General features: G+C 46.0%; 20 protein-coding genes. 7 read left to right on the plus strand and 13 right to left on the minus strand.

Going from position 1 to position 26249, the window contains the following annotated elements; genetic code table 11:
• Window positions 1-35 precede the first annotated feature (35 nt).
• Window positions 36-572, plus strand: a complete 537-nt coding sequence (locus CFT61_RS16930; protein WP_176425536.1) for a hypothetical protein — start codon at window positions 36-38, stop codon at window positions 570-572.
• Window positions 541-1569 (plus strand): hypothetical protein, encoded by a 1029-nt coding sequence (locus CFT61_RS17250; RefSeq protein WP_254918904.1) that lies wholly within the window; start codon window positions 541-543, stop codon window positions 1567-1569. Before CFT61_RS16930 ends, CFT61_RS17250 begins: the two co-directional genes overlap by 32 nt.
• Window positions 1570-1707: 138 nt before the next feature.
• Here the strand turns inward: CFT61_RS17250 and CFT61_RS07280 are convergent, their stop codons facing one another.
• The 7 genes from CFT61_RS07280 to CFT61_RS07310 all read right to left on the minus strand — a co-directional run bounded on the left by CFT61_RS07280 (window position 1708) and on the right by CFT61_RS07310 (window position 12317).
• Window positions 1708-3339, minus strand: a complete 1632-nt coding sequence (locus tag CFT61_RS07280) for a beta-N-acetylhexosaminidase (protein WP_089543793.1) — start codon at window positions 3337-3339, stop codon at window positions 1708-1710.
• Between the two features lie 137 nt (window positions 3340-3476).
• Window positions 3477-5651, minus strand: a complete 2175-nt coding sequence (locus CFT61_RS07285) for a TonB-dependent receptor (RefSeq protein ID WP_089543794.1) — start codon at window positions 5649-5651, stop codon at window positions 3477-3479.
• A 35-nt stretch (window positions 5652-5686) separates the two neighbouring features.
• Entirely contained in the window at window positions 5687-6166 is a 480-nt protein-coding gene (locus CFT61_RS07290; RefSeq protein ID WP_089543795.1) for a calycin-like domain-containing protein, read from the minus strand.
• Between the two features lie 64 nt (window positions 6167-6230).
• Window positions 6231-6575, minus strand: a complete 345-nt coding sequence (locus tag CFT61_RS07295; protein WP_089543796.1) for a DUF2149 domain-containing protein — start codon at window positions 6573-6575, stop codon at window positions 6231-6233.
• Window positions 6576-6598: 23 nt separating this feature from the next.
• Complete coding sequence (locus tag CFT61_RS07300; protein WP_089543797.1) at window positions 6599-7192, minus strand: MotA/TolQ/ExbB proton channel family protein; 594 nt, start codon at window positions 7190-7192, stop codon at window positions 6599-6601.
• A complete protein-coding gene (locus tag CFT61_RS07305; RefSeq protein WP_176425537.1) occupies window positions 7192-7881 on the minus strand; it encodes a hypothetical protein in 690 nt (229 codons plus the stop codon). Before CFT61_RS07305 ends, CFT61_RS07300 begins: the two co-directional genes overlap by 1 nt.
• 47 nt (window positions 7882-7928) lie before the next feature.
• Window positions 7929-12317, minus strand: a complete 4389-nt coding sequence (locus CFT61_RS07310) for a cobaltochelatase subunit CobN (protein ID WP_089543851.1) — start codon at window positions 12315-12317, stop codon at window positions 7929-7931.
• 251 nt (window positions 12318-12568) lie between these two features.
• Between CFT61_RS07310 and CFT61_RS07315 the strand changes: the two genes are divergently transcribed.
• On the plus strand, window positions 12569-15802 hold the full coding sequence (locus CFT61_RS07315) for a S41 family peptidase (RefSeq protein WP_089543799.1): 3234 nt from the start codon (window positions 12569-12571) through the stop codon (window positions 15800-15802).
• Window positions 15803-15964: 162 nt separating this feature from the next.
• Here CFT61_RS07315 and CFT61_RS07320 read toward each other — a convergent pair whose 3' ends face one another.
• A complete protein-coding gene (locus CFT61_RS07320) occupies window positions 15965-16318 on the minus strand; it encodes a DUF2023 family protein (protein ID WP_089543800.1) in 354 nt (117 codons plus the stop codon).
• A gap of 130 nt (window positions 16319-16448) precedes the next feature.
• Complete coding sequence (gene fldA / locus CFT61_RS07325; RefSeq protein WP_089543801.1) at window positions 16449-16943, minus strand: flavodoxin FldA; 495 nt, start codon at window positions 16941-16943, stop codon at window positions 16449-16451.
• A 274-nt stretch (window positions 16944-17217) separates the two neighbouring features.
• On the opposite strand from fldA, the gene CFT61_RS07330 reads away from it, so the two are divergent.
• The 4 genes from CFT61_RS07330 (at window position 17218) to CFT61_RS07345 (ending at window position 20882) form a co-directional block, all read left to right on the plus strand.
• Entirely contained in the window at window positions 17218-17712 is a 495-nt protein-coding gene (locus CFT61_RS07330) for a 3'-5' exonuclease (protein WP_089543802.1), read from the plus strand.
• 226 nt (window positions 17713-17938) lie between these two features.
• The gene (locus CFT61_RS07335) at window positions 17939-19219 is read left to right on the plus strand and encodes an AAA family ATPase (protein WP_089543803.1); all 1281 of its coding nucleotides are present in this window, start codon (window positions 17939-17941) and stop codon (window positions 19217-19219) included.
• A 233-nt stretch (window positions 19220-19452) separates the two neighbouring features.
• Window positions 19453-20709: an ATP-binding protein gene (locus CFT61_RS07340; RefSeq protein ID WP_089543804.1), complete on the plus strand. Its 1257-nt coding sequence runs from the start codon at window positions 19453-19455 to the stop codon at window positions 20707-20709.
• Complete coding sequence (locus tag CFT61_RS07345) at window positions 20691-20882, plus strand: hypothetical protein (protein ID WP_089543805.1); 192 nt, start codon at window positions 20691-20693, stop codon at window positions 20880-20882. The genes CFT61_RS07340 and CFT61_RS07345 overlap by 19 nt, the downstream gene beginning before the upstream one ends.
• Before the next feature lie 322 nt (window positions 20883-21204).
• Here the strand turns inward: CFT61_RS07345 and CFT61_RS07350 are convergent, their stop codons facing one another.
• The 4 genes from CFT61_RS07350 to CFT61_RS07360 form a co-directional block, all read right to left on the minus strand.
• Window positions 21205-22137, minus strand: coding sequence for an ADP-ribosylglycohydrolase family protein (locus CFT61_RS07350; protein WP_089543852.1), 933 nt, complete (start codon window positions 22135-22137; stop codon window positions 21205-21207).
• 97 nt (window positions 22138-22234) lie between these two features.
• Window positions 22235-23140, minus strand: a complete 906-nt coding sequence (locus tag CFT61_RS07355) for an ADP-ribosylglycohydrolase family protein (RefSeq protein WP_254918905.1) — start codon at window positions 23138-23140, stop codon at window positions 22235-22237.
• A 2-nt stretch (window positions 23141-23142) separates the two neighbouring features.
• Complete coding sequence (locus CFT61_RS16935; RefSeq protein WP_167639501.1) at window positions 23143-23307, minus strand: hypothetical protein; 165 nt, start codon at window positions 23305-23307, stop codon at window positions 23143-23145.
• An 80-nt stretch (window positions 23308-23387) separates the two neighbouring features.
• A complete protein-coding gene (locus CFT61_RS07360) occupies window positions 23388-26237 on the minus strand; it encodes a cation-translocating P-type ATPase (protein WP_089543806.1) in 2850 nt (949 codons plus the stop codon).
• Between the last annotated feature and the right edge of the window lie 12 nt (window positions 26238-26249).

Genomic DNA, 26249 nt, shown 5'->3' on the forward strand with positions numbered 1-26249 from the left:
AATATCACTTTAACAAACAAAGGAAAGGGAAGAATATGGCAGCAAAAATGTCTTTATGCACTATCAGTTATAACTACGAGCATTACGCAGGTATCGATGTGGAAAAACTGTCCAACATTATCTATGAGTATGTCAAAAAGGAGTTTGCAGATTTCAATCCGCAGGTCTCTGAGCCTGGCTCTGACATGGAAATGCCAGACCATGTGGATATGCTGCTCTGCAAGAAGGATGGCAGCATCTTCTACGAAAGCGACATTCTGCGCCGTGCCGTCAACATTCCGCATGATTGTCAAATGGGTGGATTAGTATTGGAAATCTTTATCCAGAACTGCGATGGCACGAGATACAAAAAAAGACATGCATATCCCAAGCCTTGGGAGGACCATAAAGCTAACGGCAAGTCGGACATGAGAAAACTGAAAATTCATAAAACTATCAGCAAAAGGAATCTTAACAATCAAGAAGGCAAAGACTCTGAAGGTTGTCTCCCTGAACTTAGACCACAGATTGACTTTCACGATTTTTTAAGACAATTATCCCATGACATACGAAGAATTCAAGCAATTGGCTGAGCATCCACAGCATCGGGATGTTCCTGCCATCTTCAAGCTCGAAGTTTTAGAAATAGAAGAGCTGGAGGAGAAAAAGCGTTCACATTATCCGAAATACAAGGTGAACACCTATTGTCCGCAAGCCTTCACCACAACTTTGGAGGAGGCAGAGAGACTGATGCACCAGGATGTCCAGTACCGCAAAAAGATGAAGGAGGAAGACGACTATCCGCTGGATACCTTCTGCTATTATATCTCGGAGATTCCGCTGGGACTGTTGCACTACGACCGCGAATGTCTTTCTGAAAGAGTGTATGACGGTGAGGGAAAACTGATTGACCGGTCTTACTGCTGTTCGCGTTTCAGCATCTACTATCCCGGAGTCTGCGATTTGCCTGCATACGACCGTCATCCTGACGAGACCTTCCGAGGCAGAAACGCTGAACAGATTAGATTCCAGAAAGGTGACATCGTGGAAGTATATCGTGGCGATGAGGTAAAACTTGCCATCGTTGTCGGAACTCCGCTTACCACCGAATGGATCTGGGAGAGAAACCAGGCTGCCAAGGATAAAAGGGGATTGGATAAACTGCCATATGATGAGACGGATGACAGCTATACCGTGATAGATGGTCCCGGCTACGAATACCACGACCACGTTCCGTCGCTGTATGTCTTCGCCCCTCACTATCATGTGCCGCTCTATCTTCAGAGACGATTCAAGGGTTATCTGGAGAAGGCTGAGAAGAAGCAGAAAGAAGAGGAGGAGAAAGACAGGATCTTCCGCCAGGCTCACGATTGCTGCTTCAGCAACAAGGAACAGATAGAAAAATCTGAAAAGTGCGGCTGTTTCTTCTGCGGAAAAATCTTCTCGCCATCCGAAATCACGGATTACCTCCCTGATGAGCCGCCTACAGCCGAATGTCCCTTCTGTTATACCGACTCCGTAATAGGTGATGCCTCCGGCTTCCCTATCACCAAGGATTTCTTGAAGAAAATGAGGAAGAGATATTTCTAGGCGATTTTTCAACGTTTTTCACCGACCTTCCCCCTATCTCATGGGGACAGTATCAGTTTTGAAAACGGACATTAAAATACAAGAACTCCGCCCTAAACAACCACGAAAGGGGAGTTAGGGCGGAGTTATCTACAAATATCACTTCTTTTCTTCCAGATGCTTCTTCACGGCATCCTCGATATCAGCCTTGTAATTCAAGCCGTAGAGGCGGTAGAGATCCTGCATGTGGAGCAGTCTTGAGAAGAAGTTCTCCAGGTTGCGCTTATCCTTGGCAGTCCACTGCACCTCAGAAAGGGCGGCAAGTCTTGGCAACAGCTCCCACTCCATCTTCTTGGCATCCTTTACCCACTCGGTCCAGATACAACCCTCGGCACCGATGATGTTCTGCTGCTCGGCAGGAGTCAACTTATCAGAGCAAGGATCCAGATCATATACCCGCTGGATGCTAGGAATACCCTCTATCTTGTTGATGCGAGGATTGCTGAAATAGAAATTCGAAATAGGTGCCACGATGGTTGGATGACCTTCACGGGCTGAACGGATGCTGGCATTCACACTGGTCCAACCGCAAACGGTGATGTCCTTGGATGGAGTTCCTTCCAGAATCTCATCCCAACCCATCATCTTTCTGCCACGGTTTCTGATCTGCTTCTCTATCTCACCCATAAACCAAGTCTGGAGCTGCTCTTCCTTGCTGTGCTTAGGAAGCTCCTGGATGCCGAGCTCTGCAATCTTCTTCTGGCAGTTCTCGCAAACCTTCCAGCGGTTCTTTGGGCACTCATCGCCACCAATATGAATATACTCTGATGGGAAAATATCCATGATTTCATCCATCACGTCCTTGGCAAACTGGAGGGTCTGAGCCTTGCCAGCACACAACACATCCTCGAAAACACCAAAACGGGTAGCTACCTCGTAAGGACCACCGGTACAGCCCAACTCTGGATAAGATGCCAGGGCTGCCAGCATGTGGCCCGGCATATCCACCTCCGGAATCACGGTGATGTATCTGTCGGCAGCATACTTCACGATTTCGCGTGCTTCTTCCTGGGTATAATAACCTGATACGGGAACGCCATCAAACTCGTTCTTGTTGGTTGGCAGGATAGTCTCCTTGCGCTTGGACCCAATCTGGGTAAGCATCGGATACTTCTTGATTTCAAGACGCCAGCCCTGATCCTCGGTAAGATGCCAGTGGAAATAATTGATGTTGTGCATCGCAAAGACATCAATCAACTTCTTGAGATAAGGTACGCTAAAATAATGACGGCCCACATCAATCATGAATGCACGATAAGCAAAGCGGGGAGCATCGGTAACCTCGGCAGCAGGAAGAGAAACGCTCTTCACATTCTTGGTGATAGGCAATGCCTTCATCACACTCTGGATACCATAGAAGATACCTACATGAGAGGTGGCTGAAATGGTGATGCCATTCTTGTTGACCACCAGAGAATAAGCCTCAGACTGGGTATCGCCAGCATTCAGCGCCAGACGAATCTGACCCTTCGCCTGCTTGTCAGTAGTCTTTACCTCGATACCGGTTACCTCCTTGATATGAGATGCCAGGAACTCGGCGTCCTTCTTCTGCTTCTCATCTCCAGCAGCATAATAGATTGTAGTTTTGGCTGTGATGCGGAAAGGAGCACTGCTCATCTCCTTGACTTGCTGAGGCAATGGAACAATCTGCCAACTGCCCATGTTCACATCCTTGGCTGATAATGAAAGGCTAGCCAAAAAAGCCATAGTTAGAATGATTCTTCGTATCATAATTTTGAATGAATAGGTTTTAAATCACTGCAAAATTACGATTTTATACCGAAAGTACGGCATAATTTGAAGAAAAGCATCCTTCACTATGGCTTTTTTAACCTATTTTGGGTCTGGAAACTGCCAGATGGCGGTTTCTAGAAGAGATTCACGATACGGTCGATGTCAACCGAAAGTCCCACAGAGAAAGTGCGACCGGTGGTCATCGCCGAACTCCAATAATACTTCTCTGGTGTATAATCGAAGAGATTATCTACCGTGAAGTTCAGATTGACGGCATCCAGAAATCGCTGCTGAAGCGTGAACTTCCACAACTGATAACAGCTGTCATGCTTCTCGATGTTCGTATCTGGAGAGGACAGGTATCTGCCTGACAGAGCGGCATTGATGCGATAGAACGAACAGAGCTGGCGATCGTAGTCGAGACGCCAGGTGGCGGTATGAGGACGAGGCTGGGAGAACTGGGAATCTACACTTCTGCCACCCATATGGAGATAGCTGTAGTCGAGTTTCACACCTAGTCCCATATCCGAACGGTACTGGGCACTGAAGTCGATGCCGCTCACCTCTACTCCATCCTCGTTGCAATAACGGGAAGCCACATCCGGCTGACCGGTTCCCGGGGTATAATCGGCATAATCCTCGGTAGTGATGCGCTTATCATACTTATTATAATAGCCCATCAGGGTAAGACTATACTGACCGGTCAAGAAACCAGCATTCTTCACCCTGCCGGTATGCTCCAGCGCCAGGTTGAAGTTGTCGCTCTTCTCCGGCTTCAAATCCGGATTACCGTAAATCATCTGCATGCCTGCCATATCAAAGTTCATATACATCTCCTTGAGGGTTGGGGCACGGAATCCGCCGGCATAGTTGGCACGGATGGAAAAGCCCTTCCACTTGGTCATCAGAGCCAGACGACTGGTGGTGGCATGCTGGCTGGATGCAGAGAAGTAATCATGACGAAGACTTGCCACGATGTTCAACCACTGCAAAGGATTGTAATCGAACTGGGCGAAGGCATCGTATGAGTTCTGAGTCTTGGAACCATTGTTGGCAAACTGATAGGTGGTGAGATAATCGTTCAGAAAATCAGCACCTGCCGTCAATGTGTTCTTGCCGAAGATATGGGAATAGAGGGCACGGACGGTGTTCTGACGATTGGTATAATCGTGATCGTGAGTGCGCTCTTTGTTCACGAATCGGGCCTTGTCATACTGGTCAAAGCCGTAAGAAATCTCCAGATTATCATTCTCCGAGAGATTCATCACGGTCTTCAGTCCGGCAGAATAATCCTTATAGTGGTCATCGTAGTTGCTGCGATTACTGATACGATTGAAATAGCCGCCACGACCAATCAGCTTCACCTTGTTAGAGAGCTTGTAGGTAAGTCGCTCCTTCACATTGAAGGTCTCGCCACCATAGATATGGAGGATGTTGGATTCTGTATCGAAAGGACTGGTGAGCTGCACCTCATCTGATGTGGTGCGCTGGATGCTGGTCTGCGAATTCCACTTTCCGGCATTGAAGCTGAAGCTTCCGCCGTGACGCCACTCCTTGTTGAAGTCGTTGTAGCGGGTATTGACATTGGCAGTCCAAGGTTCGCTGTTTTCACGGGAGATGATGTTGATGACTCCAGCTACGGCACTGGCGCCATAGAGCGCCGAAGCAGCACCTTTCACAATCTCGATACGTCCCACATTATCCAGATTCAATCTGCTGTAATCTACGTTATCCATGGTTTCGCCAGCCAATCGCTCGCCATCTACAAGGAAGAGCACGGCGTTTCCACCGAAACCATTCATGTTGAGAGAAGTCTCCTGATTCATGGCATAGCCGAATTCCAGACCCGGCATCTGCTCGGTGAGGAGGTCCTGGATATTGGTAGCATCAGCTATCTTGATATCATTGGCGGTAATCAGACGGGTTACCACAGGAGCATCCTTCAGCGCCTTCGGAGTTCGGGTAGCGGTAACCACCACCTGATCGAGGGCTGTAGCATCCGGTTGAAGACGAAGGACATGCTGCTCACCTTTTCTCTCATCCGCTTTCAGTACGAAAGTCTGAGTCTGATAGCCCACAAAGCTCACCTTCACTCTCACCGCTCCCTCCTTGCTGTAAGGAATGCGGAAATATCCGTCTTCATCAGTTGTTACCCCTCCCTTGGCATTCACCATCTGGACGGTAGCACCCACCAGAGGTGCGCCCGAATCATCGAGCACTCTACCCACGACATCGCCCTGGGTTTCGGCTTTCAGATTCAGGCACAATCCGCAAAGGATTAGGAATAGTGCGAATATCTTTTGTTTCATCGAGTTATATCAAAGCTTATCCTGAAACAATCTTCTTATTTTGTACAAACAAACTTACCAATCATTGGCATAGGCATCTTGCCATACTGCACAGAATAGTTGACGGTCAGGGTTTTGTCCTTCAATGTACCCTGCAAAGTAACAGTGTACTTCTTCTCTGCACCATTCACGGTAATAGTACCTGCATAGTTCTCCTGAGCGAATGCATAAGCACCGTTAGAACCGGAAACCTTTACAGCAGGAACCTCCAGAGCAGGAAGAGCCATCATACCCTCTCCGCAAGCTGGCAATGTAACCTTGACTGTAGCATCATCTACCGCCTCAATCTTCATGGTAAGATTCTCGTATGTAGAAGCCTGACCCATTACGGTCATATCCAGGCTGCCGGTGTATGTACCAGCAATCTCCTTGGCAGCTGCCACTGTATCATCATCATCACTGCTGCAAGAGCTGAATGCTACACACATAGAAACCAAAGCCAACATCATGGCCATCATTGTCTTAAACTTTTTCATTTTTCTTTTCTTTTTTATTTAGTTACAATAATATTTTCTGTTTGAGGGGATTTGCAATCCCCGCTTATTTATCTTCCGGAACATAGATGATTTCACCATTCTCCAGCTGGTAAGCGATGCCCACCTTCTTTCCCTTGTTGCCAGATTTCTTGCTCTGGTCTTCAGAAGGAGTATAGCGATTGATCTTCTGTCCATCCTTGGTAATGATTTCCATATTCTCCTTGCCAGGGTTCTTCACCATCGTAAAGTTATCCTTGCTGAACATTTCCGTCATATTATAGCGCGAAACGAGGGCTACCATCAGGGCGAGGGCAAATACCATCGCCACATCGAAGAGGTTGCTCACTACGCTCATCGGATCATCATCCTCGCCATCATGCGAGAGACGACTTCTACGTCTTTGTCTCATATTCTTTTCAAGATGTTAAGGAGTTACTTTTTCTCATCAATCAGGTCTGCCATAAACTCGAGGTTGCTCATATCCTCAGTGTACCAGCGGTTCTTGGTCTGCTTGGTTACAAAACCGATGGCTGCAGAGAACAATCCCACTACGGTGGTAGCGAAAGCCACCTGCATATTGTAAGCCATCGAAGCAATATCACCGGTAGAAAGACCAACCAGAGCTGGACCCATCGGAATCAAGGTACCCATCAAACCGAGCATCGGACCCATCTTCAGAAGAGTAGATGGAAGAGAAAGATCCTTTTCAACAAACTGGGCATACTGGTCGAGGATGCGGTTCACCTGCGCCTTGCTCTGGCGGTTATCCACGAGTTTCTTCATATAGGAAACGATGACAGCCTGCTTGTTCTTCGGCAAGCGATCGCCCAGGGTATCGATATTATCGAGCGTCAGGGTGTTCATCTGTTCACGAATCTCCGCACCCGACTTGCGCTTTACAAGATACTGTCCGAAGAAACCTCCGAGGAGCAGCAAGGCTCTGAGGAAGAAGAAAATCAACAAAATAATCACAGGAACTAGCATGCCTGTGGAAATCCAAAACAATACGTCTGATATGTAATTCATTATACTCTATATTTTTTAATTTGATAATTGTAAATTGCCCATCCTATCGCCATTCCCACGATGACGATGGCGATGACGCCGAGAAGCGAGAGGGCATCGAAACTGTTGAAGCCTGCCACGGCTGTCCTGCCATTCACCGTACCGATGATGCCCATCAATCCGAGCAGCACCTCTACCAGGAAGAGCAGTTCCAAGCGGATTGGTCGCTCCGGCAAAAGCCATCTCAAGCCATAGGTGAATACCGGTATCAAGATCAGCAGCACTACGGCAAGCACCCATGCCACTACCTGGAACGATACGCCGGGAAGCAGGAAGATGGTCATCACCAGAACACTGAACAGCACTGGGAAAACCAGCAAACCAGGGAAGTACTTCAGGAAGATGAAGAACATCCATTTGCGGCGACTCACATGTTCTGAAGTCTTCACATCTACGTGGTGCACACAGAAAAGCATCGTGAGTGCCACGTCGATACTCAGCAGCACCGCCATATCGAGCATCAGCTTCTGGTCGGCTATCCAGGCCGCAATCTGCGTCTTCGATTGCTCGATGGCAAATGGCCAGGTCATTCCCACGAAGAAGGCTACGAGCACCGAGATGATCATAATCTCCTTCACTCCGTGGAAGGTCTGCTTCAGCACAAAACTGAAGCAAACCAATATCATCATTACTAAAACTAATGTCTCCACTATTAATATTATACTATTTAGTTTAGGGGGATATGTTATCCCCTTTACTATTCTATCATATTCTTTCTTCTTCTGCGAATCAGGATAGCGAGCATCACGAAAGCAACGATGACAATGACACCTACTACGATGCCGCTCACCACTGTGGTGGTCTTCTGGGCATCCTCATTCAGCGTCTCCTTCTTCATCACCATACCCTTGTCGCTGCTGTTCTTCGCAGCCTCAGCATCGCGGATCTGTTCTACATTCTGCTGATATTCCTTGGCAGAAGCAGCATCGGTCTTGCTGGCGATATAGTTGCGCAGCTTGGCATTGTCGCAGACGAAACCGGAGCATGAAGGCTTATACTTGTTCACGGTCTCGGTATGAAGCTTGGCAATGTCCTTGAGCTGCTGAGGAGTAGCCTTCCACATTCCCTTGCGGGCACTCTCCATCATCACGGCGGTCATCTCCATCAGCGCAGCCGGATTCTGCTTGTCGAAGAACTCCTTGGTTCCGAGATGGTACTTGTCCTTGACATATACATTATATATCTCGTCCCACATCTCCTTGTCGATAGCCTTAGGCTTCATCACATTCCAGCCGTAGGTATTGGTTACGATTTCTGCGAATGTGCTGGCACTGCTGGCTCCACCCTTCATCTTCTCCTTGATATAGGCTGGATTGAAGATGGTGGTTCTGCCCTCGATGCCGATAGCCTCCTTCACCTCCTGCATTCTCATATTGCTATGGTTGCGATAGTCGGCGAGATAAGCATCCGGATCCTTACCGGTTACGTTGCGCACAGCGAGGTTCATACCTCCCATGAATTCATATACATGGTCGAGACTCAAGGCACCCCAAGTGTTGCTCTGTCGTGGCTGAACTACCACATCGGTACGGGTCAATGCTGCCTCGAAAGCAGCCTTGCGCACGGTCTCCCAGTTCTTCTCATCACCGTAGTAGGCACCCATATTGTTCATATAGACCTCGGCAATCTGACTCTCCTTATCCCAGCGGTCGCCTGCGGTTACCATCTCCTGGATTCCGGTGCCATAGTTGCCGTTTACGCCACCAAACACTCGATACATACTTACCTCGCGTGCCTCCTTTGGCGACATGCCCTTCTCTACAAGCACTCGTTCCGATTCGGTAACACCAGCTTTCACCAGGTTGTCGTACTTGTCACCCTTGGCATTTGCTGCCATCTCTATCGCCTTGTTGATGAGGAAGAGACGGGATGCTGCCAGGTCGCGGAGCTGACCGGAAGTCTGAACCACGACATCGATGCGGGGACGGCCCAACTGCTTGGATGGGATGAGACGCAGATCGGTAACACGACCGAAAGCATCTCTTACCGGTTCTACACCGAGCATATAGAGAATCTGAGCAATGGTAGCACCCTCTGTTTCGATAAACTCGCTACTCCAGAGCGTGTAGCTCACCTTACGAGGATATTCACCCTTATGTCGCTCACAATACATCTTGATGGTATTGTCGCAAAGTTCCTTCGCCTTCTCCCAGGCATCCTCCGAAGGTGTATTCTCCACATTGATGGAGAAGAGATTCCTACCGGTAGGCAGGGTGTTCGGATTCACAATCAGATCACCACCTGGAGATGGAGCGGTAAAGCCGCCATTCAGGGCATTCATCAGAGAAGACATCTCGTTGAGCGGACTCTGACGGAGCGCCTCCGAATACTTGCCCACATTCTGCAAGGCATGCTCTACGGTAGTAATCGCCTGAGCCAGATGAATCTGCTGACGGGTATATTTTGGTGCCTTCGACATCATCATACCCTTATCTTTAGATTTTTTTCCGGTCTGAGAAGCCTTGCCGGCTTTCGCCATCTTCGCCTTCTTCAGATCCTCCTGATACCATTTCTGGCCCTTCTTGATGGCTTCCATCATCTTGTCAGGGAAGTGACCGGTCTGCTCCATCTTCTCAAAAGCCTCACGACTCATCTGCGGAATCTTTTTCTTATGAGAAACCTTGGCAGCACGGAGCTCGCTTACCGTACGGTGATCTACCTTCTTTGGCTTCGTCTCCTTCGCTCCACCCATCTGGTCTGCCATCTGCATCATCATCTGGATAGGATCCGGAGCTGCCTGCATCGCTTCAACCTTACGTGCCATCTGGAGTTCGGCAGGAGTGATTCCTACATAACGGCAGATGTATTCATCTGAAACCGAGGCTGAACCCAGAAGCTGGGTCACGGTATTGCGTGCCTTGCTCAGATAGAGACGGTCGAAAAGCTGCTTATGCTTCTCCACACCCTCCTGAGCACGACCTTTCAGCTTATCTACAGCCAACATTCCGTAGGCAATAGGATCTGTAGCCATCGCATAGACACTGGTGCGGATATCATCGTTATCGTATGGCACACCCAGAGTATAGAGCTTGCCGGTAATCTTCTCGTTTGCCAACTCTTCTGCAAAATTCTCTACTCTCGCAATTTCATCTGCAGAATAAGGCTTGTTCATCTGCTTGGCATCGAGCCCCAGTTCTCGGGCGATTCCCATCTTCACGGTCAGCGCCTTCACTTTCAGCGACTGTTCGGCAGATGCCTTCTTCTCGTATGACTGGATGGCATCACTCAACTGCTTGTAGGTCTGTCGCAATTCGCTCTCCTTGAAAGGAGGAGTGAGATAGCTCTGGGTCTGGGCATAGGTGCGGCGCTTGGCAATCATCGCCTCGCCCACATTGCCGATAGTATATATATAAAGATGTGGAACCACACCAATCAATCGGTCACTCCAGTCGTTGCTGCCGAGTGCCACCTGCTTTCTCGGAGTATATTCCAGCGAACCGTGGGTTCCGAAATGGATGAGTGCATCGGCACTGAAACCATAACGAGCCCAAAGATAAGAGGCAACATAAGTGTAAGGAGGTGCCTGGTCGGTGCCATGCACAATCTTGAAGGAGTCGCCTCCCACACCTGCCATCACCTGTGGAAGCAGAGCCACATTACCAAACTGCAGTCTTGCCACCGCCAACTTACCATCATCGGTAGCCATATATTTGCCAGGGAAGGAACCATAGAGCTGGTTCATCTCCTTGACCATCTTCTTAGACAAAGCCTTCTGGGTCCATCCGGCAAACTGCTGGGCGGTAACCAGGGCAGGATGTCCAGACTGGAGGAATTGGGTATAGGCACCCTCGGCATAGGTTCCGAAGACGGCACCCTGAGCCTGGATCATCTTTGCCAGTTCCTGAGGATTGGCTGGCAACTTGCCTACATTATATCCTTCATTCTTCAAGCGAACCAGGAGATTGTAGAGCGATGGAACCACTTCCATTCCCGAAGCAGTAAGTGCATTCTGACCCGGACCCTTGAAGTAGAAGATGGCGATGCGCTTGCTGCTGTTCTTCTTGTTCTTCAGATTCACATAGCCCTGCACGCTCTCTACGAAACTCTCCATTCTGTCTGGGATGCCGTAAACCTCCTGCAAGCCCTCCTTGTTGATGCGCTGACCGAAAACCACGTATGGACGGATGGCACCATCAATCTCCGGAGTCACGATGCTCTGCGACATGAAACCGCCGTTCATTCCCTGCTTGTCGTTCTCCCAATCGGTGGTCAAGCGGTTGATATTAAGGGGTGAGAATAGTGGAATATTCTTCTGCTTCAGGAACTCAACGAAGTAATCGCCCAGTCTGCCATGCGCCATATTCACTACGGCATTCGCCTGGATGCTGTCGGCATAATGACCGGCGATAAAGCTCTGAAGCTTATTGATGCGATACACCATGAATCCCTTCTTCTCGAAAGCCTTCTCCATATCAGGAGCCGCACCCATGAAACCAGTAAGCATGATGGTAGGAGCACCTTCTTTATATAAACCGTTCTTTGCCAGGAAGGCATTGTACTCGCGGATGCTGTTGAAGCCCAGTTCATCGCCCTTTTCATCCTTCGGGTCGAAATGAGTCAGGAGATAGTCTGGTCGCTCATTCACACGTTCCGGCTCTGGAGCCATGAACTTCTTTCCGTCGATAAACTTGCGGATGTAAGCGAGCATACTCTGATAGTTCTTCTTGCCGCCGTTCTCGATGTACTGCATCAGATAATCGGCATCGAAGTTATCTACAGATACGATATTGTTGGCTGGGTTGGTAGCTGCATGAGTCAGGGTTGGCACCTTGTAGGAAGCCTCTTCCAACTGCTTGCGCTGGTTCTCGTCGATTCGGAGGCCCATACCATTCACGATAATCATATCGTAATCATCCAGATGATCGAAATCATCGGTCGTGATTTCACTCAGTTTGATCATCGCATTGTCGTTGGCATGCGAAATCTGTCCCAGCGCAATAGCCTGATAGTTGAGGAAAGCGATGCGGGTAGTACCCACCCAGGCAGAGTAAGCCTTCGCCAAACCTCCCAGAACAATCACAGCCAATAAGGCCAGGAAGATGTATTTCTTTTTAATCTTTCTAATTTTTCCTAATCCTTTTCTCATATCTATTCCTTTTTTCATATCTATTCCTTTTATCGGGCTGCAAAGGTATAGCTTATTTAGAATTTGTACAATACCTAGAAATTGTGATTTTCACATTTTTTATACTTAGAAGTTGGTATCAGATTGAAAGGCTTTGCTTTCAATGTACCAACAAATAAGTAGTCTTTTTATGGTTTTACGGAGTTTAGTTTGGTAGTTTCACATAAAAGCCGTAACTTTGCAACATAAAATCAAACAGAAACTTTATAATAATGAAGAAACTGATTCTTAGTGCTGCTCTTCTGGCAGCATCTCTGGCATCCCAGGCCCAGCAGGGTCCGCTGTGGATGCGCTACCCTGCCATCTCACCGGATGGCTCTACCATCGCCTTTGCCTATAAGGGCGATCTCTATTGCGTTCCAGCCAATGGTGGCGAGGCACGCCAGTTGACTACCCATGCTGCTTACGACTCCCAACCTATCTGGAGCCCTGACGGCAAGAAGATTGCCTTTACTTCCAACCGAGAAGGCAGCCTGGATGTTTACGTCATCTCTGCCAAGGGCGGTGCGCCAACCCGACTCACCACTCACAGCGGCAAGGAGACTCCAATCGCCTTCAAGGACAACGACCATGTGCTCTTCTCTGCCAACATCATGCCTACAGCCCAGAGCAATCTCTTTGCTGCCAATGAATTCTCACAGGTTTACGAGGTAAGCACTGAGGGCGGTCGTCCTAAGTTGTATTCCGTTCTTCCGATGGAGAACATCAGCATCAACAAGAACGGTCAGGTGCTCTATCACGACAAAAAGGGTTATGAGGATGCATGGCGCAAGCACCATACTTCTCCTATCACCCGAGATATCTGGATGCTCGACAACGGAAAGTACCAGAAGCTTACTACCTTCAAGGGCGAGGACCGCAACCCGGTATGGGCTGCCGACAACCAGAGCTTCTACTATCTCAGCGAGCAGGATGGGTCCTTCAATATCTACCGCCGCAACATCGCAAGCGGAAAGGATACCCAGATTACCCAGCAGAAGAAGAATCCTATCCGTTTCCTCACTTCTTCTAACGATGGTTTGCTCTGCTATGGTTTCGATGGCGAAATCTATACCGTAAAGGAAGGTGCACAGCCTCAGAAGGTCAGCATCTCCATCACTACAGACAACGATGAACCAAGCCTCATCCGCAAGGTGCAGTCTTGGGGTGCTACCGAGATTGCCCTTTCACCAGATGCCAAGGAGGTGGCTTTCGTGATGCACGGTGATGTATATGTTACCTCTACAGAATACAAGACTACCAAGCGAATCACCGATACTCCCCAGCAGGAACGCAACTTGAGCTTTGCTCCTGATGGCAGAAGTCTGGTCTATGCTTCTGAGCGCAATGGCGTATGGCAGATTTTCCAGGCTAAGATCAAGAACGAGAAGGAGAAGAACTTTACTTACTGCTCTGAGATAGAAGAGGAGCAGCTTACCAAGACCAATATTACTTCTCAGTATCCTGCCTACAGTCCTGATGGCAAGGAGGTGGCTTTCTATGAGGATCGTGCTACCCTCCGCATCATCAACCTGAAGTCGAAGGAAGTACGCACCGTACTCGATGGCAAGTACAACTATTCTTACTCTGATGGCGACATCTGGTTTGAATGGAGCCCAGACAGCAAGTGGCTCATGTGCAGCTACATCGGTAATGGCGGATGGAACAATACAGATATCGCCGTAGTAAAGGCTGACGGAAAGGAAGTTCACAATATTACCGACAGCGGTTACAGCGACAGCAACGGTAAGTGGGTGCTCGGAGGAAAGGCTATTCTCTTCGAGAGCGACCGTGCCGGTTATCGCAGTCACGGTTCATGGGGTGCAGAATATGATGCCTATCTCATGTTCCTCGACCTCGAAGCCTACGACCGCTTCCGCATGTCTAAGGAGGAACTCGAATTAGCCGAGGCCAACAAGGACGAGAAGGAGAAGAAGGCTGACGAGAAGGAGGAGAAGAAGAAGGAAAACAAGAAGAAGAAAGAGGAGAAGACCGGAAAGATTGAGGTGGATAAGGTGAAACCTCTCGAACTCGACTTCGAGAACTGCCGTGACCGTGTGGTCCGTCTTACCGTCAACTCATCCAATATGGGTGATGCCATCATCGACAGCAAGGGAGAGAAGGTTTATTACCAGGCTGCCTTTGAAGGTGGCTACGACCTCTGGTGTCACGACCTGAAGGAAGGCAGCACTACCCTGATGATGAAGGGTATCGGTGGCGGCGGCTTCGTTGCCGACAAGGATATCAAGAACCTCTTCCTCTGCAATGGCAGCAGCATCAAGAAGATTGACCTGGGCAGCAAGGCTACTACCAACATCGACTTTGAGGCTCCATTCAACTACAAGCCTGCCGAGGAGCGCCAGTATCTCTTCGACCATGTATGGCGCCAGGTAGCTGACAAATTCTATGATCCAAAGATGCAGGGTGTGGATTGGGAGTACTACCGCAAGGTGTATGAGAAGTTCTTACCTTATATCAATAATAACTTCGACTTCGCTGAGATGTTGAGCGAGATGCTGGGGGAGCTGAATGCCAGCCATACCGGTTGCCGTTATTATGCTGGCGGCGCTTCTCTTTCTACCGCAGCTCTCGGTGCTTTCTTCGATCCTAACTACGAGGGTGACGGCTTGAAGATTCAGGAAGTCATCAAGCGTGGTCCTTTCGCCGTGAAGAAGAACGAGGTTACCGCCGGCTGCATCATCGAGAAGATCGATGGAGAGGCTATCAAGGCGGGTAAGGATTACAACGCATTGCTCGATGGAAAGGCTGGCAAGAATGTACGTCTCACCATCAAGAACACCAAGGGCAAGACTTTCGACCTGATCATCAAGGCGATTTCGCAGGGTGATCAGCAGGAACTTCTCTACAAGCGCTGGGTGGACAGAAACCGTGCCATCGTGGATAGCGTTTCAAAGGGTAGAATCGCATACGTTCATGTCAAAGCGATGAACAGCGAGAGCTTCCGCACCGTATATAGCGAACTCTTGAGCGACAAGAACCGCAACAAGGATGCCGTAATCGTGGATGAGCGTCACAATGGTGGCGGCTGGTTGCACGATGACCTCTGCACCTTGCTCAGCGGCAAGCAGTATCAGGAGTTTGTACCTCACGGCAAGGTAGTGGGCAAGGATCCATTCAACAAGTGGACCAAGCCATCCTGCGTTCTGATCTGCGAGGACGACTACAGCAACGGTCATGGTTTCCCATGGGTATATAAGGAGTTGGGCATCGGTAAGCTGATTGGTGCACCAGTGGCAGGAACAATGACTGCCGTATGGTGGGAGACATTGATGGACCGCAGTCTGGTATTCGGTATTCCACAGGTAGGTTGCCGTGATATGCGTGGCACCTTCGGCGAGAACACCACCCTCTATCCAGACGTCGAGGTGTATAACTCTCCTGAGGATTACATCACCGGACATGATACCCAGCTCATCAGAGCCGTAGAGGAAATGATGAAGAAGTAAGGAAGAGGAATTATTCCGTCGAAAAAGGTATCAAAAACAGGAATTATTCCGAGATTTCGATTAAATCAATCGATTGATTCAACATCAAAAGAGCGTGATCGCCAAATAAGGCAATCACGCTCTTTCTTTGTTAACATTAAAATATTCGAAGATGAAAGAAATCTAGCAAACTTTCTTCTTTCGCTCACAATAGCGTTCGCATTGAGCACAAATGTCATATCCCAGCATGGCACCCAGGATGAAATCCTCTTCCGGCGTAAGCTGGCATAAGGGTTTGGTAACAATCATGCGGATAGCATCCAGACATTCCTTCTTACCAAAGAAGAGATTCAGACGGTCGTTGCCAACCGGCTGGATGATGTAATCAATGTTCTGACGCTCTAATCTTGTTATGGCAAAAGACTCATATTTCCTGTTGAAGGTGTAGAGCACCAGACGGCGCACGCCCTTCTTATATTCATATATATGATTCATCAGAACCTTCAAATCTACTGGTGTTGCGATTTCCTGCTGCATACTATCCGAATTAATCTAGTTTCTTATCAGGAATCAGAGAATTCTATGATTTAAAAATCTATGAACCCAAAATGACTCAAGATTCTATAGTCAGAGATTTCTATGACTCCTGAAAAATTATTTTTTAATACTAAAGCGCTGGTTTGATAGCCTCAATCCAGGCATCGATACGCTCCTCAGTCTTATCTTCCTCGTTCACCTCGTCGAGTGCGAGTCCCAGGAACTTGTCGTCCTCAACAGCCTCACTGTCATCATAGGTGTATCCATCTGTAGAAACACCAGGCAAAACGGTAGCACCAGCCTCAACAGCGGCATCATAGAGTTCCTTCATGCCGCCGCAGAATGTATCAGGGTAAGACTCGCTGTCGCCACAACCAAACAGGGCAACAGTCTTGCCAGTCAAGCCGGCACTCTTCAGCGTCTTCACGCCATCATACCAGTCATCCTGCATCTCGCCGGCACCCCAGGTAGAAGTACCGAGAATGAGATTCTCATGACTTGCGATAGTAGCATCATCGATGTTAGCTACATCTACAGCTTCCACGCCCAACTTAGAGGCGATGGTTTCGGCAATCGACTGGCATGAGCCAGTAGAAGAGCCATAAATTACGATAGTTGTTTTCATTTGTCCTTAATCTCTTTTAGTTACATTTATTTTCGGGTGCAAAGATACAGCCTTTTCCCTTTATCTGCAATACCTAAAAATGATGGTTTCGGGAAAATACCTAGATATGGGGATAGGAGAAAAGGTTTAGGATGGTTGAGCCTAAAACTTCCGGAATCTGAGGACTTTTAAGACAATTCATCCTAAAACTTTCTTAAATCTTATACTTTTAAGATGATTGAGCCTAAAAAATAGTATCTTTGTACCTAAAATAAAAACATAAATACTTAATTCGATGAAAGATTTTGCAGCGATAGATTTCGAAACGGCCAACCAGCAGCGTACAAGCGTCTGCTCGGTGGGCATCGTGATAGTGAGGGATGGCGAGATAGCAGACAGTTACTACAGCCTCATCAAGCCCGAGCCGGAATATTACTCTTATTGGAACACCCGAGTTCACGGCCTGACCCTGGAAGACACGATGAATGCAGATGTCTTCCCGAAAGTCTGGGCAGAGATAGCGCCCAAGATAGAAGGCCTGCCCCTGGTTGCCCACAACGCCCCCTTCGACGAAGGCTGCCTGAAGGCCGTATTCCAGACGTATCAGATGGAATATCCCGGCTACGAATTCCACTGCACCTGCCGTGCCTCCCGAAGAAAGCTGGGCACTCTCCTCCCCAACCATCAGCTCCAGACCGTAGCCGCCTATTGCGGTTACAACCTCACCCAGCACCACAATGCCCTAGCAGATGCCGAAGCCTGTGCCTGGATAGCAAGAGAGCTGCTATAAATAATAGTCTATATCTTGCCGATAAAGTATAAAAAAGCATAATTTCGGCAGAATATAATATACTATATTTTGCCGCAATCGCTATTTTTTTGTATTTTTGCACAAAATATCAAATACAAGAAAATAATAGGAAAGGAAGAAAATATGATTGTAGGAAGAAAAGAAGAGAAAGACATTCCTTATCAAACAAGCACTGAAAGATCGCATCACCTTTCAGCATACAGGTGTGTCGCCTGTTGACCAAGATAACGACAGAAACAGACTGAAAACACAACTGGAAAGTTTCTATTATGCCCTTCTCAACCAAGGATTGGAAGGTTATAAGATGCCCAAGTCCTGGATGGAAGCGTTCTTCTTGCTCGAACAGTTGCTACAAGACCAAGACAATGGCAAACGACAAGTCATCTTTATCGACGAACTTCCGTGGATGGATACCCCCCGTTCCGGATTTCTTCCAGCCTTCGAGAACTTCTGGAATAGCTGGTGTAGTGGCAGGGACAATATCATGCTTGTGGTTTGCGGTAGTGCTACTTCCTGGATTCTCAGTAATCTATCAAGAAGCAAAGGAGGACTCTACGGACGCTTGACTGCAGAAATCAAGCTCTCACCCTTCACTCTGAAAGAATGCGAAGAGTATTTCGAGCATGCTAACATCCAAATGAGTCAATACGATATCCTGCAAAGCTATATGGTCTTTGGAGGAATACCTTACTATATGGGGTACTTCCAAAAAGGGTTAAGCTTCGAGCAAAATGTAGATAAGATTCTTTTTGGCAATAGACCTAGACTGAAAGATGAGTTTAACAGGCTTTTTGCTGCAATCTTCAACAATCCGGAAGATAGCAAAAAGGTAGTACGTTTATTGGCAACCCGCCATTCCGGTTTCACTCGTGAAGAAATCAGCCAAGCCACAGGTCTCCCTCTGGGAGGAGGTTTGTCTAACACCCTTGCAGCTTTGGCTGAAAGTGATTTCATCACAAGCTATTCGCCATACGGGATGCCCAAAAGTACAACATACTATAAACTGATAGACAACTTCTGTCTCTTTTGGCAGAAATACGTAGAACCCCATGGAAAGGAAAACGGTTTTGTAAGCGACAACATGACTTCTGATGTATTAAAAGCATGGCATGGAGTGGCCTTCGAAGAAGTTTGCTGGCAACATTTCCAGCAAATCAAGCAGGCTCTTGGAGTTGCTGGTGTAAAAACCTCGATCTCTGCATGGAACGTGAAAGGAACAGAGGAGAAAGAAGGCACCCAAATTGACCTGCTGATCAGCAGAAACGACAATGTAGTAAACTTATGCGAGATGAAATTTGCCAGCGCTCCTTATACCATCAGCAAGGAAGAGGAACAGCGCTTGCGCCATCGCATAGAATCCCTAAAAGCAACGCTTTCTCCCAAGCAGTCCATTCATCTCACGATGATTACAACCTATGGGGTGGCGTATGGCAAGCATAGTGGAATAGTTCAAAAGGAAGTTAAAATGGAGGATTTGTTTAAATAAAACAGACGCAGAGTCCTGCTGGCATCATTGCCAGTAGGACTCTACGCTTTTAAAATTATCGAAAATATCCATAAAAGAATACCTTCAAACACCACGAATCACTTATCTTACGAAGAAAAAGTGGCAATATTGCCAAAAAATCTTCGCAGAATTCTTATATTTAAGAAAAAAAGCGTATCTTTGCGAAGAAAAAATGGCAACATTGCCAAAAAATCTTCGTAAAGAGAAATAATATGCAAATAAAAAGAAACTTCTATTTACAGCAACTCATAGATGGAAAACAGAATGGGTTGATAAAGATTATCACAGGAATTAGACGATGTGGAAAGTCATACTTACTCTTCACACTCTTTCGGCAGCACTTGATAGCGACAGGTGTAGCCGACGATCATATTATCCGAATTGCATTAGATGATATTGAGAATACCGAATTACGTGACCCTCTTCGCCTCTACAGAAACATCAAGGCAAGTATGATAGATAGCGATTTATATTACATCCTTTTGGATGAAGTGCAGCTAGTACCTCGTTTTGAAGAAGTCTTGAATAGTCTTCTGAGAATAGACAATGCCGATGTGTATGTGACCGGAAGTAATTCTAAATTCTTATCCAGCGACATCATCACAGAATTCAGAGGACGCGGCGATGAAATTCATCTCTATCCCTTATCACTGTCAGAGTATTGCGAAGGAACCGGTCAGACACCTAGGGATGCTTGGAAAGATTATTATACCTATGGTGGGCTTCCTCAAGTATTATCATTAGAAACAGAGAAGAAGAAACTCGATTATCTGACCAATTTGTTTGAAAGTGTTTACTTAATCGATGTTATAGAACGAAACAAGATTAAGAACAGAGCTGAATTTGAGGAACTAGTACGCATTATTGCCTCAGGGATTGGTGCGCCTACGAATCCATCAAAATTGTCCAACACCTTTAAAAGCGTAAAGAAGGTAAACATCACTTCTGTAACGATAGATCGCTATTTGGGCTATATGCAAGATGCTTTTATCATAGAAAAGGCTATTCGTTATGACATAAAGGGGAAAAAATACATTGGCAGTTTAGCTAAGTACTATTTTTCTGATCTGGGGATAAGAAATGCGCTACTCGGATTGCGCCAACAGGAGGAAACTCACATCATGGAGAATATTCTGTATAATGAGTTGCGACGTCGTGGCTGCAAAGTTGATGTGGGTATGATAGAACAACGCTTTATTGACAAAGATGGTAAATGGCAACGCAAACAGTTAGAGGTTGACTTTGTGGTAAATGAAGGCAGCTTACGATACTATATACAGTCAGCACTAGCTTTACCTGATGAAGAGAAAAGAAAACAGGAAACAGCTTCTCTCCTTAAAATCAATGATACTTTTAAGAAAGTCATAGTTGTGAAGGATGACATTAAACCATGGAGAGACGAAAATGGCATTCTTACCATTGGTTTACTTGATTTTCTGATGGACGAAAATTGCTTAAACCATCTATAGGGAATAAAGCTATAGATAAACACCTGACTACTGATACACCTGTAGCAACAGAAGAGAACACCCAGACTGAGCAGCCAGCTACTGTTCAGGAAACTCCACAGGAGAATACTCAGAAGGAAGCAACTCAGCAGCAGGAGGCTACAGAGACAGAGCAGCAGATAAATGCTGAATAAAAAATTACTAGAGTTCTGTAGAGTTCAATAGAGTTCTATTTGCAGACGAAATATTTAAGAAATTAATAGGGAAAGCATAGAATCCTGCTGGCATCACTGTCAGCAGGATTCTGCGTTTTTTGATACAGAAGCATACACATGGATTTCTATAGAGCAAGCCAAAAGTTTAAATCTATTAAACATTCCCGTTTTTTGTCATTAATGACACTTTTCGGGAATGACTATGATTATAAAAAGAGATTATCATTAAAATCATATCATGACAACAATGACTTTTAAGATGTCAATGGTGCTGTACAGAAACCGATACAGCGCCATCTTATCAGACCATTGAGTAGAGATTCTGCACCTTGTTATGGAGCATAGAAGCATGGAGAAGACCACTTTTCCATTCTTCAGGAATTTGGTCTATTCCAAATTTAGCACCCAGGATAGCTCCTGCTACTGCTGCATTGGTATCCGCATCTCCTCCTGATAAAACTATCTTCAGGATACCCTCTTTGTACGAGGTTGCATGCCAATAAGCCCATAGGGCAGCCCCTAAAGTTCTGAGCGTATATCCCATACTCTTTTCATCATCCAGGCACAAAGAATCCAGACCTTCATGATATGCCAAGTCAACAAATGGAACGATTCGTTCATCATTTTGTTTGGCAATGCCAATCACCTCTTCATAATCCAATATCCTGTCTTCAAAGACAAGAGCATGTATGATAGAAGAAACGATAACGCAAGAGCCCACACAGCGTGGATCAAAATGAGTTAGCTTACAGATATTCTCAGCATTACTAGTCATATTTTCCTTCAGAAGCCCTACCACCGAAGTTCTCATAACAGCCCCATTAGCTGCAGCTTTTTTCTTTCCCATTTTCCAGATAATCTCTGCGGCCTTCTGTGGATTCGAAGTATAGTCGCCAAGAGCCATTACATTATAAGTATGCCGGCCAATTCCCATGCCTCCGTTCATCATCCATTCCTTAAACCTTCTGGCAATATCAAGAATATCAACCTTTTGACAAGCCACAAAGGAATCTAAGATGCATAGCATCATGTCGGTATCATCAGTCCAATCGCCTCTTTGCCAACGACGACGATGATCATCCTGCACGATTTGTGAATAGTCCTCTATCCCATTAGGATAAAGACGATCTACCTCTTGTTTGGACATAAACTCCGTGCTCAGACCCAAGGCATCTCCTACAGCTTGCCCGAAGATGGTACCGAGGAATCTTTCTTTTATAGTTTCATTTTCCATATTTTTTCTATTCATACAACCAACAAATCGTAAAGTCATCCATATCTAGCAATAGTGCTGTACCGATTACACAGCTCCACTTTTTTAACGACAACACTTATTCCCTTTCATGCTCCTTCAGATACAAATTAAACTCATTAAGAATCTGACGAAGATTATCATCAAGCACATTATTATATACACAATAAGCCAGTTCTTTTGGCATTTCCATCCCTCTTGTAGCAACAGCTATTCCTCCAGCCATACACGCCATAGTATCTGCATCACCGCCAAGAGAGATGGCATTACGGATAGCCGAAGTATAACTATCAGCTTCTAGATATGAGATGATAGATTCAGGAACACTCGACTGACAACTAACCCTAAATCCATAATCGGGACGTATTTCTGCAAGAGTACGGTGAAGATTGTACCCTTCAAAATGAGCCTCAACGTAATCGCATATTTGCTTCTTGTCTTTTCCTTGACGAGCCAGGAAGATACAAGCAGCTATAGCCTGCGCCCCCTTTATCCCTTCAGGATGGTTATGAGTCACCTCTGCAGAAATCTTAGCAAGCTGTAAAGCCTCATCCAATGTCTTGGCATAAAAGCCACATGGACTTACTCGCATGGCAGAACCGTTGCCATAGCTGTTATACGGTTCCGTTTTTCTACTAATAATCCACCGCAAGAACTTCTTCCCATAGCCAACAAACATATACTTCCGTCCCAATTCTTTCATACACTCCACGAGCTTCTCATGAGTATGTTCAGGATCAATCGTCAGCCATTTTGCAACAGCCAAGGTCATAACCGTATCATCCGTAAAACGAGGCTCTTTGTATATATCGAAGTCCCCATGCTTCACTGGATGAAATTCATACGCAGCCCCGAAGCAATCGCCAGCGATTGCTCCAATGATACCAGTTGTAGGAAAGGGCAACTCTTCCCTTTTAGTCTTGTGCTTTCCCATTTTACGAAAAAGTGCACTCCATAAATCCGAGAAATTCTTTAGTAACACCATGATTATTTTCCAAATAATGCCTTCAGAACCATCTTACCGATTTTTCTTTCCAATCCTGCCTTTGAGGTTGGAATACCTGTCTCACGAGCAAACTTTTGTTTTGCTTGCGTGATACCTAAAGCCCGATTTAAGGAGAATGACACTCCTGGTATTTTAAACTTAGACATATCTTTATAAATTTTAGAAATTGATAAAAAAGAGTTGCGCCTTCTATCTTAAAGAATAACGCAACTCCTTCTATTTTATTTTAGATTTTCTTTAGCAAACTCCAAATTTCACGAATCCAAAGTACAAGTGAAGAACCAACGATGATGATTACCCAATCCTCAAACTTCAGACCAGTTACATTGAAGAAATTCTGCAAACCAGGAATCTCTACCATAGCAATCTGACCAGCCAAAATGATAGCTGCAATAATCAACAAGCCCTTGCATCCCTTGAAATGAAGCGCACTCTTACCTGTCTCAAATGCTCTTGCACAGAAGAGATAGAAGAAGTGAGTCATCACGAAGATGGTGAAGAATAAGGTCAACTCGTAAGGAGTAAGACCATCAGATGCACCTAACTGAACGTTGAGTAAATCTGTTAACTGCGTAATATTCGAATGCTCAAAGACATAAAGTAATACAAGCAGCAACACAAAGAAGAATCCACCTACGCCCAAGATGTTCTGATACATCGCCTTATTCAGGATAAAGGCATTTCTATCTCTTGGCTTATCTTTCATCACGCTCTCTGATGGAGGCAAAGATGCCAATGCCATTGCAGCAAAAGTATCCATAATCAAGTTTACCCAAAGCATCTGAGTTACGGTAAGCGGACTTTCCTCGCCCATAAATGCGCCAAAAAGAACGATAAAGCAAGCAGCCACATTCACAGTCAACTGGAAGAGCAAGAAACGTTGGATATTCTGATAGAGTGAACGTCCCCACATCACCGCCTTACCAATACTACTAAATGAGTTATCGATAATGGTAATATCAGATGCCTCCTTTGCTACAGAAGTACCATCACCCATAGACAAACCAACATGAGCAGCCTTCAAAGCAGGGGCATCGTTGGTTCCGTCACCAGTAACAGCAACGACTTGGTTCTTTCTTTGCAAAGCCTCAACCAATCGTTTCTTATCCATAGGACGAGCACGAGAGATTATCTTCAAATCCAAGACTCTCTTATCCAACTCTTCATCAGAAAGAGCAGCAAACTCTGGACCAGTAATAATATTCTTATCACCATCCTTTGCTGTCCACAGACCAATTTGGCGACCGATTTCCTTAGCTGTACCAGGAGTATCACCAGTAACAATCTTCACATTGATACCGGCATTCATACATTCTGCAACGGCTGCAGGAACATCCTGACGAACAGGGTCGCTGATAGCCACAACACCCATAAAGGTCAAATTATCAGCCACAACCTTACCATCCTTGAATACGTCAGTCTTACTATCAATTATTTGATAAGCGAAGCCTAGGGTACGCATAGCTTGGTTCTGATACTCAACCAACTGATTCTCAATATCGGTTTTAGAAACATTGTTCTCGATATTCTTGCACAAACCACTTACAATTTCAGGAGCACCCTTGACATAGAGAATTGTCTTGCCTTCAAACAAGGAAGACTTAACAATTGTTGCCATATACTTACGCTCTGTAGAAAAAGGCAACTCCTCCAAAACCTCAGCAGACTCACGTAGATTCAGATAATCAACGCCAGCCTTCTTGAGCCAAAGAAGCAAAGCGCCCTCCGTAGGATTACCCAATACTTTTACAGCCTCAACATCTGAATAATCCAAAGAAGCAGTTGAATTGACAGCGATACCTTCCTCAATCAACAGACTATCCTTATCATTACCCAAACTCAGAGCTGATAGACCATAGAAATTGGTATCATACACTTGCATCTGATTCTGAGTCAAAGTACCAGTCTTATCGGTACAGATAACAGTCGTAGCACCCATCGTCTCACAAGCATGCATTTTACGAACTAAGTTGTTGGTCTTCATCATTCGAGTCATACTATAAGCCAAGCTCAGAGTAACAGCCATTGGCAAACCTTCTGGTACAGCCACAACGACAAGAGTCACAGCAATCATCAAGGTATCCAACGTGTATGTAATCAACTTAGCAATTTGTTCACCTGGCATCAAAGTATCATGGAAATAGACTACCATACCCATCAATATCACGAAATAGCCAATGATTGATGGAACAACAGCTTTCCAACTCCAGTCATCAAACTTTTTTATAACCATCCAGAAGAAGATGCCTGTAGGAACCGCCAATGTCAAAACAATAGGACTCCAACCGAAGAACACCATCAGTTTGAGAACGATAATAAGCGCAGCGAAAATATAACTCAACTTGGTTATCAAGTCTGCTAAACCATCCAACTGCTCATTTAATGGAGTACGAACACTATCATCTATCTGGGCAGCCTCAAAGACTTTACCATTTTCCGTTTTGTCGCCAACTGCCAAAACTTTGAAGATACCATGACCTTCCATCACCTTTGTTCCGCGCATCACATGGTTAGAAGGAAATGTTGCATCCTTATCAAACTCCTGTTCATGAATCGTCTTATGACAAATAGGCTCACCTGTCAAAGATGACTCATCAACATTCAAGGTAATCGCCTCTAAAAGTTCACCATCAGCAGGAATCTCCTCACCTGTATTTAACACGACAATATCACCAACAACGACATCTTTCTTCTTGATAGAAGTTGTGTTTCCATTTCGGATTACCTCTACCATTTCGTCATCATTGACTTGGTTGAGAACCGAGAACTGCTTATCAGCCTTTAACTCAAAGATAAAGGCGATACCAGTGGCAAGCAAGATAGCCACAAAAATACCAACTGGCTCAAAGAATGTCTCTGCACCTTCATGCAATCCCCAGAACTCATAGCAAGAAATGCCGATAGACAACACTCCGGCTATCAGCAAAATGATAATCAGAGGGTCGCCAAACTTCTCTAGGAATTGTTTCCATAAAGGTTCTTTCTCTGGTGGTGTCAAGATATTGGCACCATGTTTACTACGGCTTTCGAGCACTTCGGCATCGGTCAAGCCTGTGTAATGATGTTTTTGTTCCATAATATAATTGTA

Origin of the sequence: Segatella copri (assembly GCF_002224675.1) — a bacterium.
Lineage (GTDB): Bacteria > Bacteroidota > Bacteroidia > Bacteroidales > Bacteroidaceae > Prevotella > Prevotella copri_U.

Excerpts from the sequence above, each read along its gene's own strand:
- CFT61_RS16930 (WP_176425536.1), top strand. The coding sequence starts at position 36 with ATGGCAGCAAAAATGTCTTTATGCACTATCAGTTATAACTACGAGCAT.
- CFT61_RS17250 (WP_254918904.1), top strand. The coding sequence starts at position 541 with ATGACATACGAAGAATTCAAGCAATTGGCTGAGCATCCACAGCATCGG.
- CFT61_RS07280 (WP_089543793.1), bottom strand. The coding sequence starts at position 3,339 with ATGATACGAAGAATCATTCTAACTATGGCTTTTTTGGCTAGCCTTTCA.
- CFT61_RS07285 (WP_089543794.1), bottom strand. The coding sequence starts at position 5,651 with ATGAAACAAAAGATATTCGCACTATTCCTAATCCTTTGCGGATTGTGC.
- CFT61_RS07290 (WP_089543795.1), bottom strand. The coding sequence starts at position 6,166 with ATGAAAAAGTTTAAGACAATGATGGCCATGATGTTGGCTTTGGTTTCT.
- CFT61_RS07295 (WP_089543796.1), bottom strand. The coding sequence starts at position 6,575 with ATGAGACAAAGACGTAGAAGTCGTCTCTCGCATGATGGCGAGGATGAT.
- CFT61_RS07300 (WP_089543797.1), bottom strand. The coding sequence starts at position 7,192 with ATGAATTACATATCAGACGTATTGTTTTGGATTTCCACAGGCATGCTA.
- CFT61_RS07310 (WP_089543851.1), bottom strand. The coding sequence starts at position 12,317 with ATGAGAAAAGGATTAGGAAAAATTAGAAAGATTAAAAAGAAATACATC.
- CFT61_RS07315 (WP_089543799.1), top strand. The coding sequence starts at position 12,569 with ATGAAGAAACTGATTCTTAGTGCTGCTCTTCTGGCAGCATCTCTGGCA.
- CFT61_RS07320 (WP_089543800.1), bottom strand. The coding sequence starts at position 16,318 with ATGCAGCAGGAAATCGCAACACCAGTAGATTTGAAGGTTCTGATGAAT.
- fldA (WP_089543801.1), bottom strand. The coding sequence starts at position 16,943 with ATGAAAACAACTATCGTAATTTATGGCTCTTCTACTGGCTCATGCCAG.
- CFT61_RS07330 (WP_089543802.1), top strand. The coding sequence starts at position 17,218 with ATGAAAGATTTTGCAGCGATAGATTTCGAAACGGCCAACCAGCAGCGT.
- CFT61_RS07340 (WP_089543804.1), top strand. The coding sequence starts at position 19,453 with ATGCAAATAAAAAGAAACTTCTATTTACAGCAACTCATAGATGGAAAA.
- CFT61_RS07350 (WP_089543852.1), bottom strand. The coding sequence starts at position 22,137 with ATGGAAAATGAAACTATAAAAGAAAGATTCCTCGGTACCATCTTCGGG.
- CFT61_RS07355 (WP_254918905.1), bottom strand. The coding sequence starts at position 23,140 with ATGGTGTTACTAAAGAATTTCTCGGATTTATGGAGTGCACTTTTTCGT.
- CFT61_RS16935 (WP_167639501.1), bottom strand. The coding sequence starts at position 23,307 with ATGTCTAAGTTTAAAATACCAGGAGTGTCATTCTCCTTAAATCGGGCT.
- CFT61_RS07360 (WP_089543806.1), bottom strand. The coding sequence starts at position 26,237 with ATGGAACAAAAACATCATTACACAGGCTTGACCGATGCCGAAGTGCTC.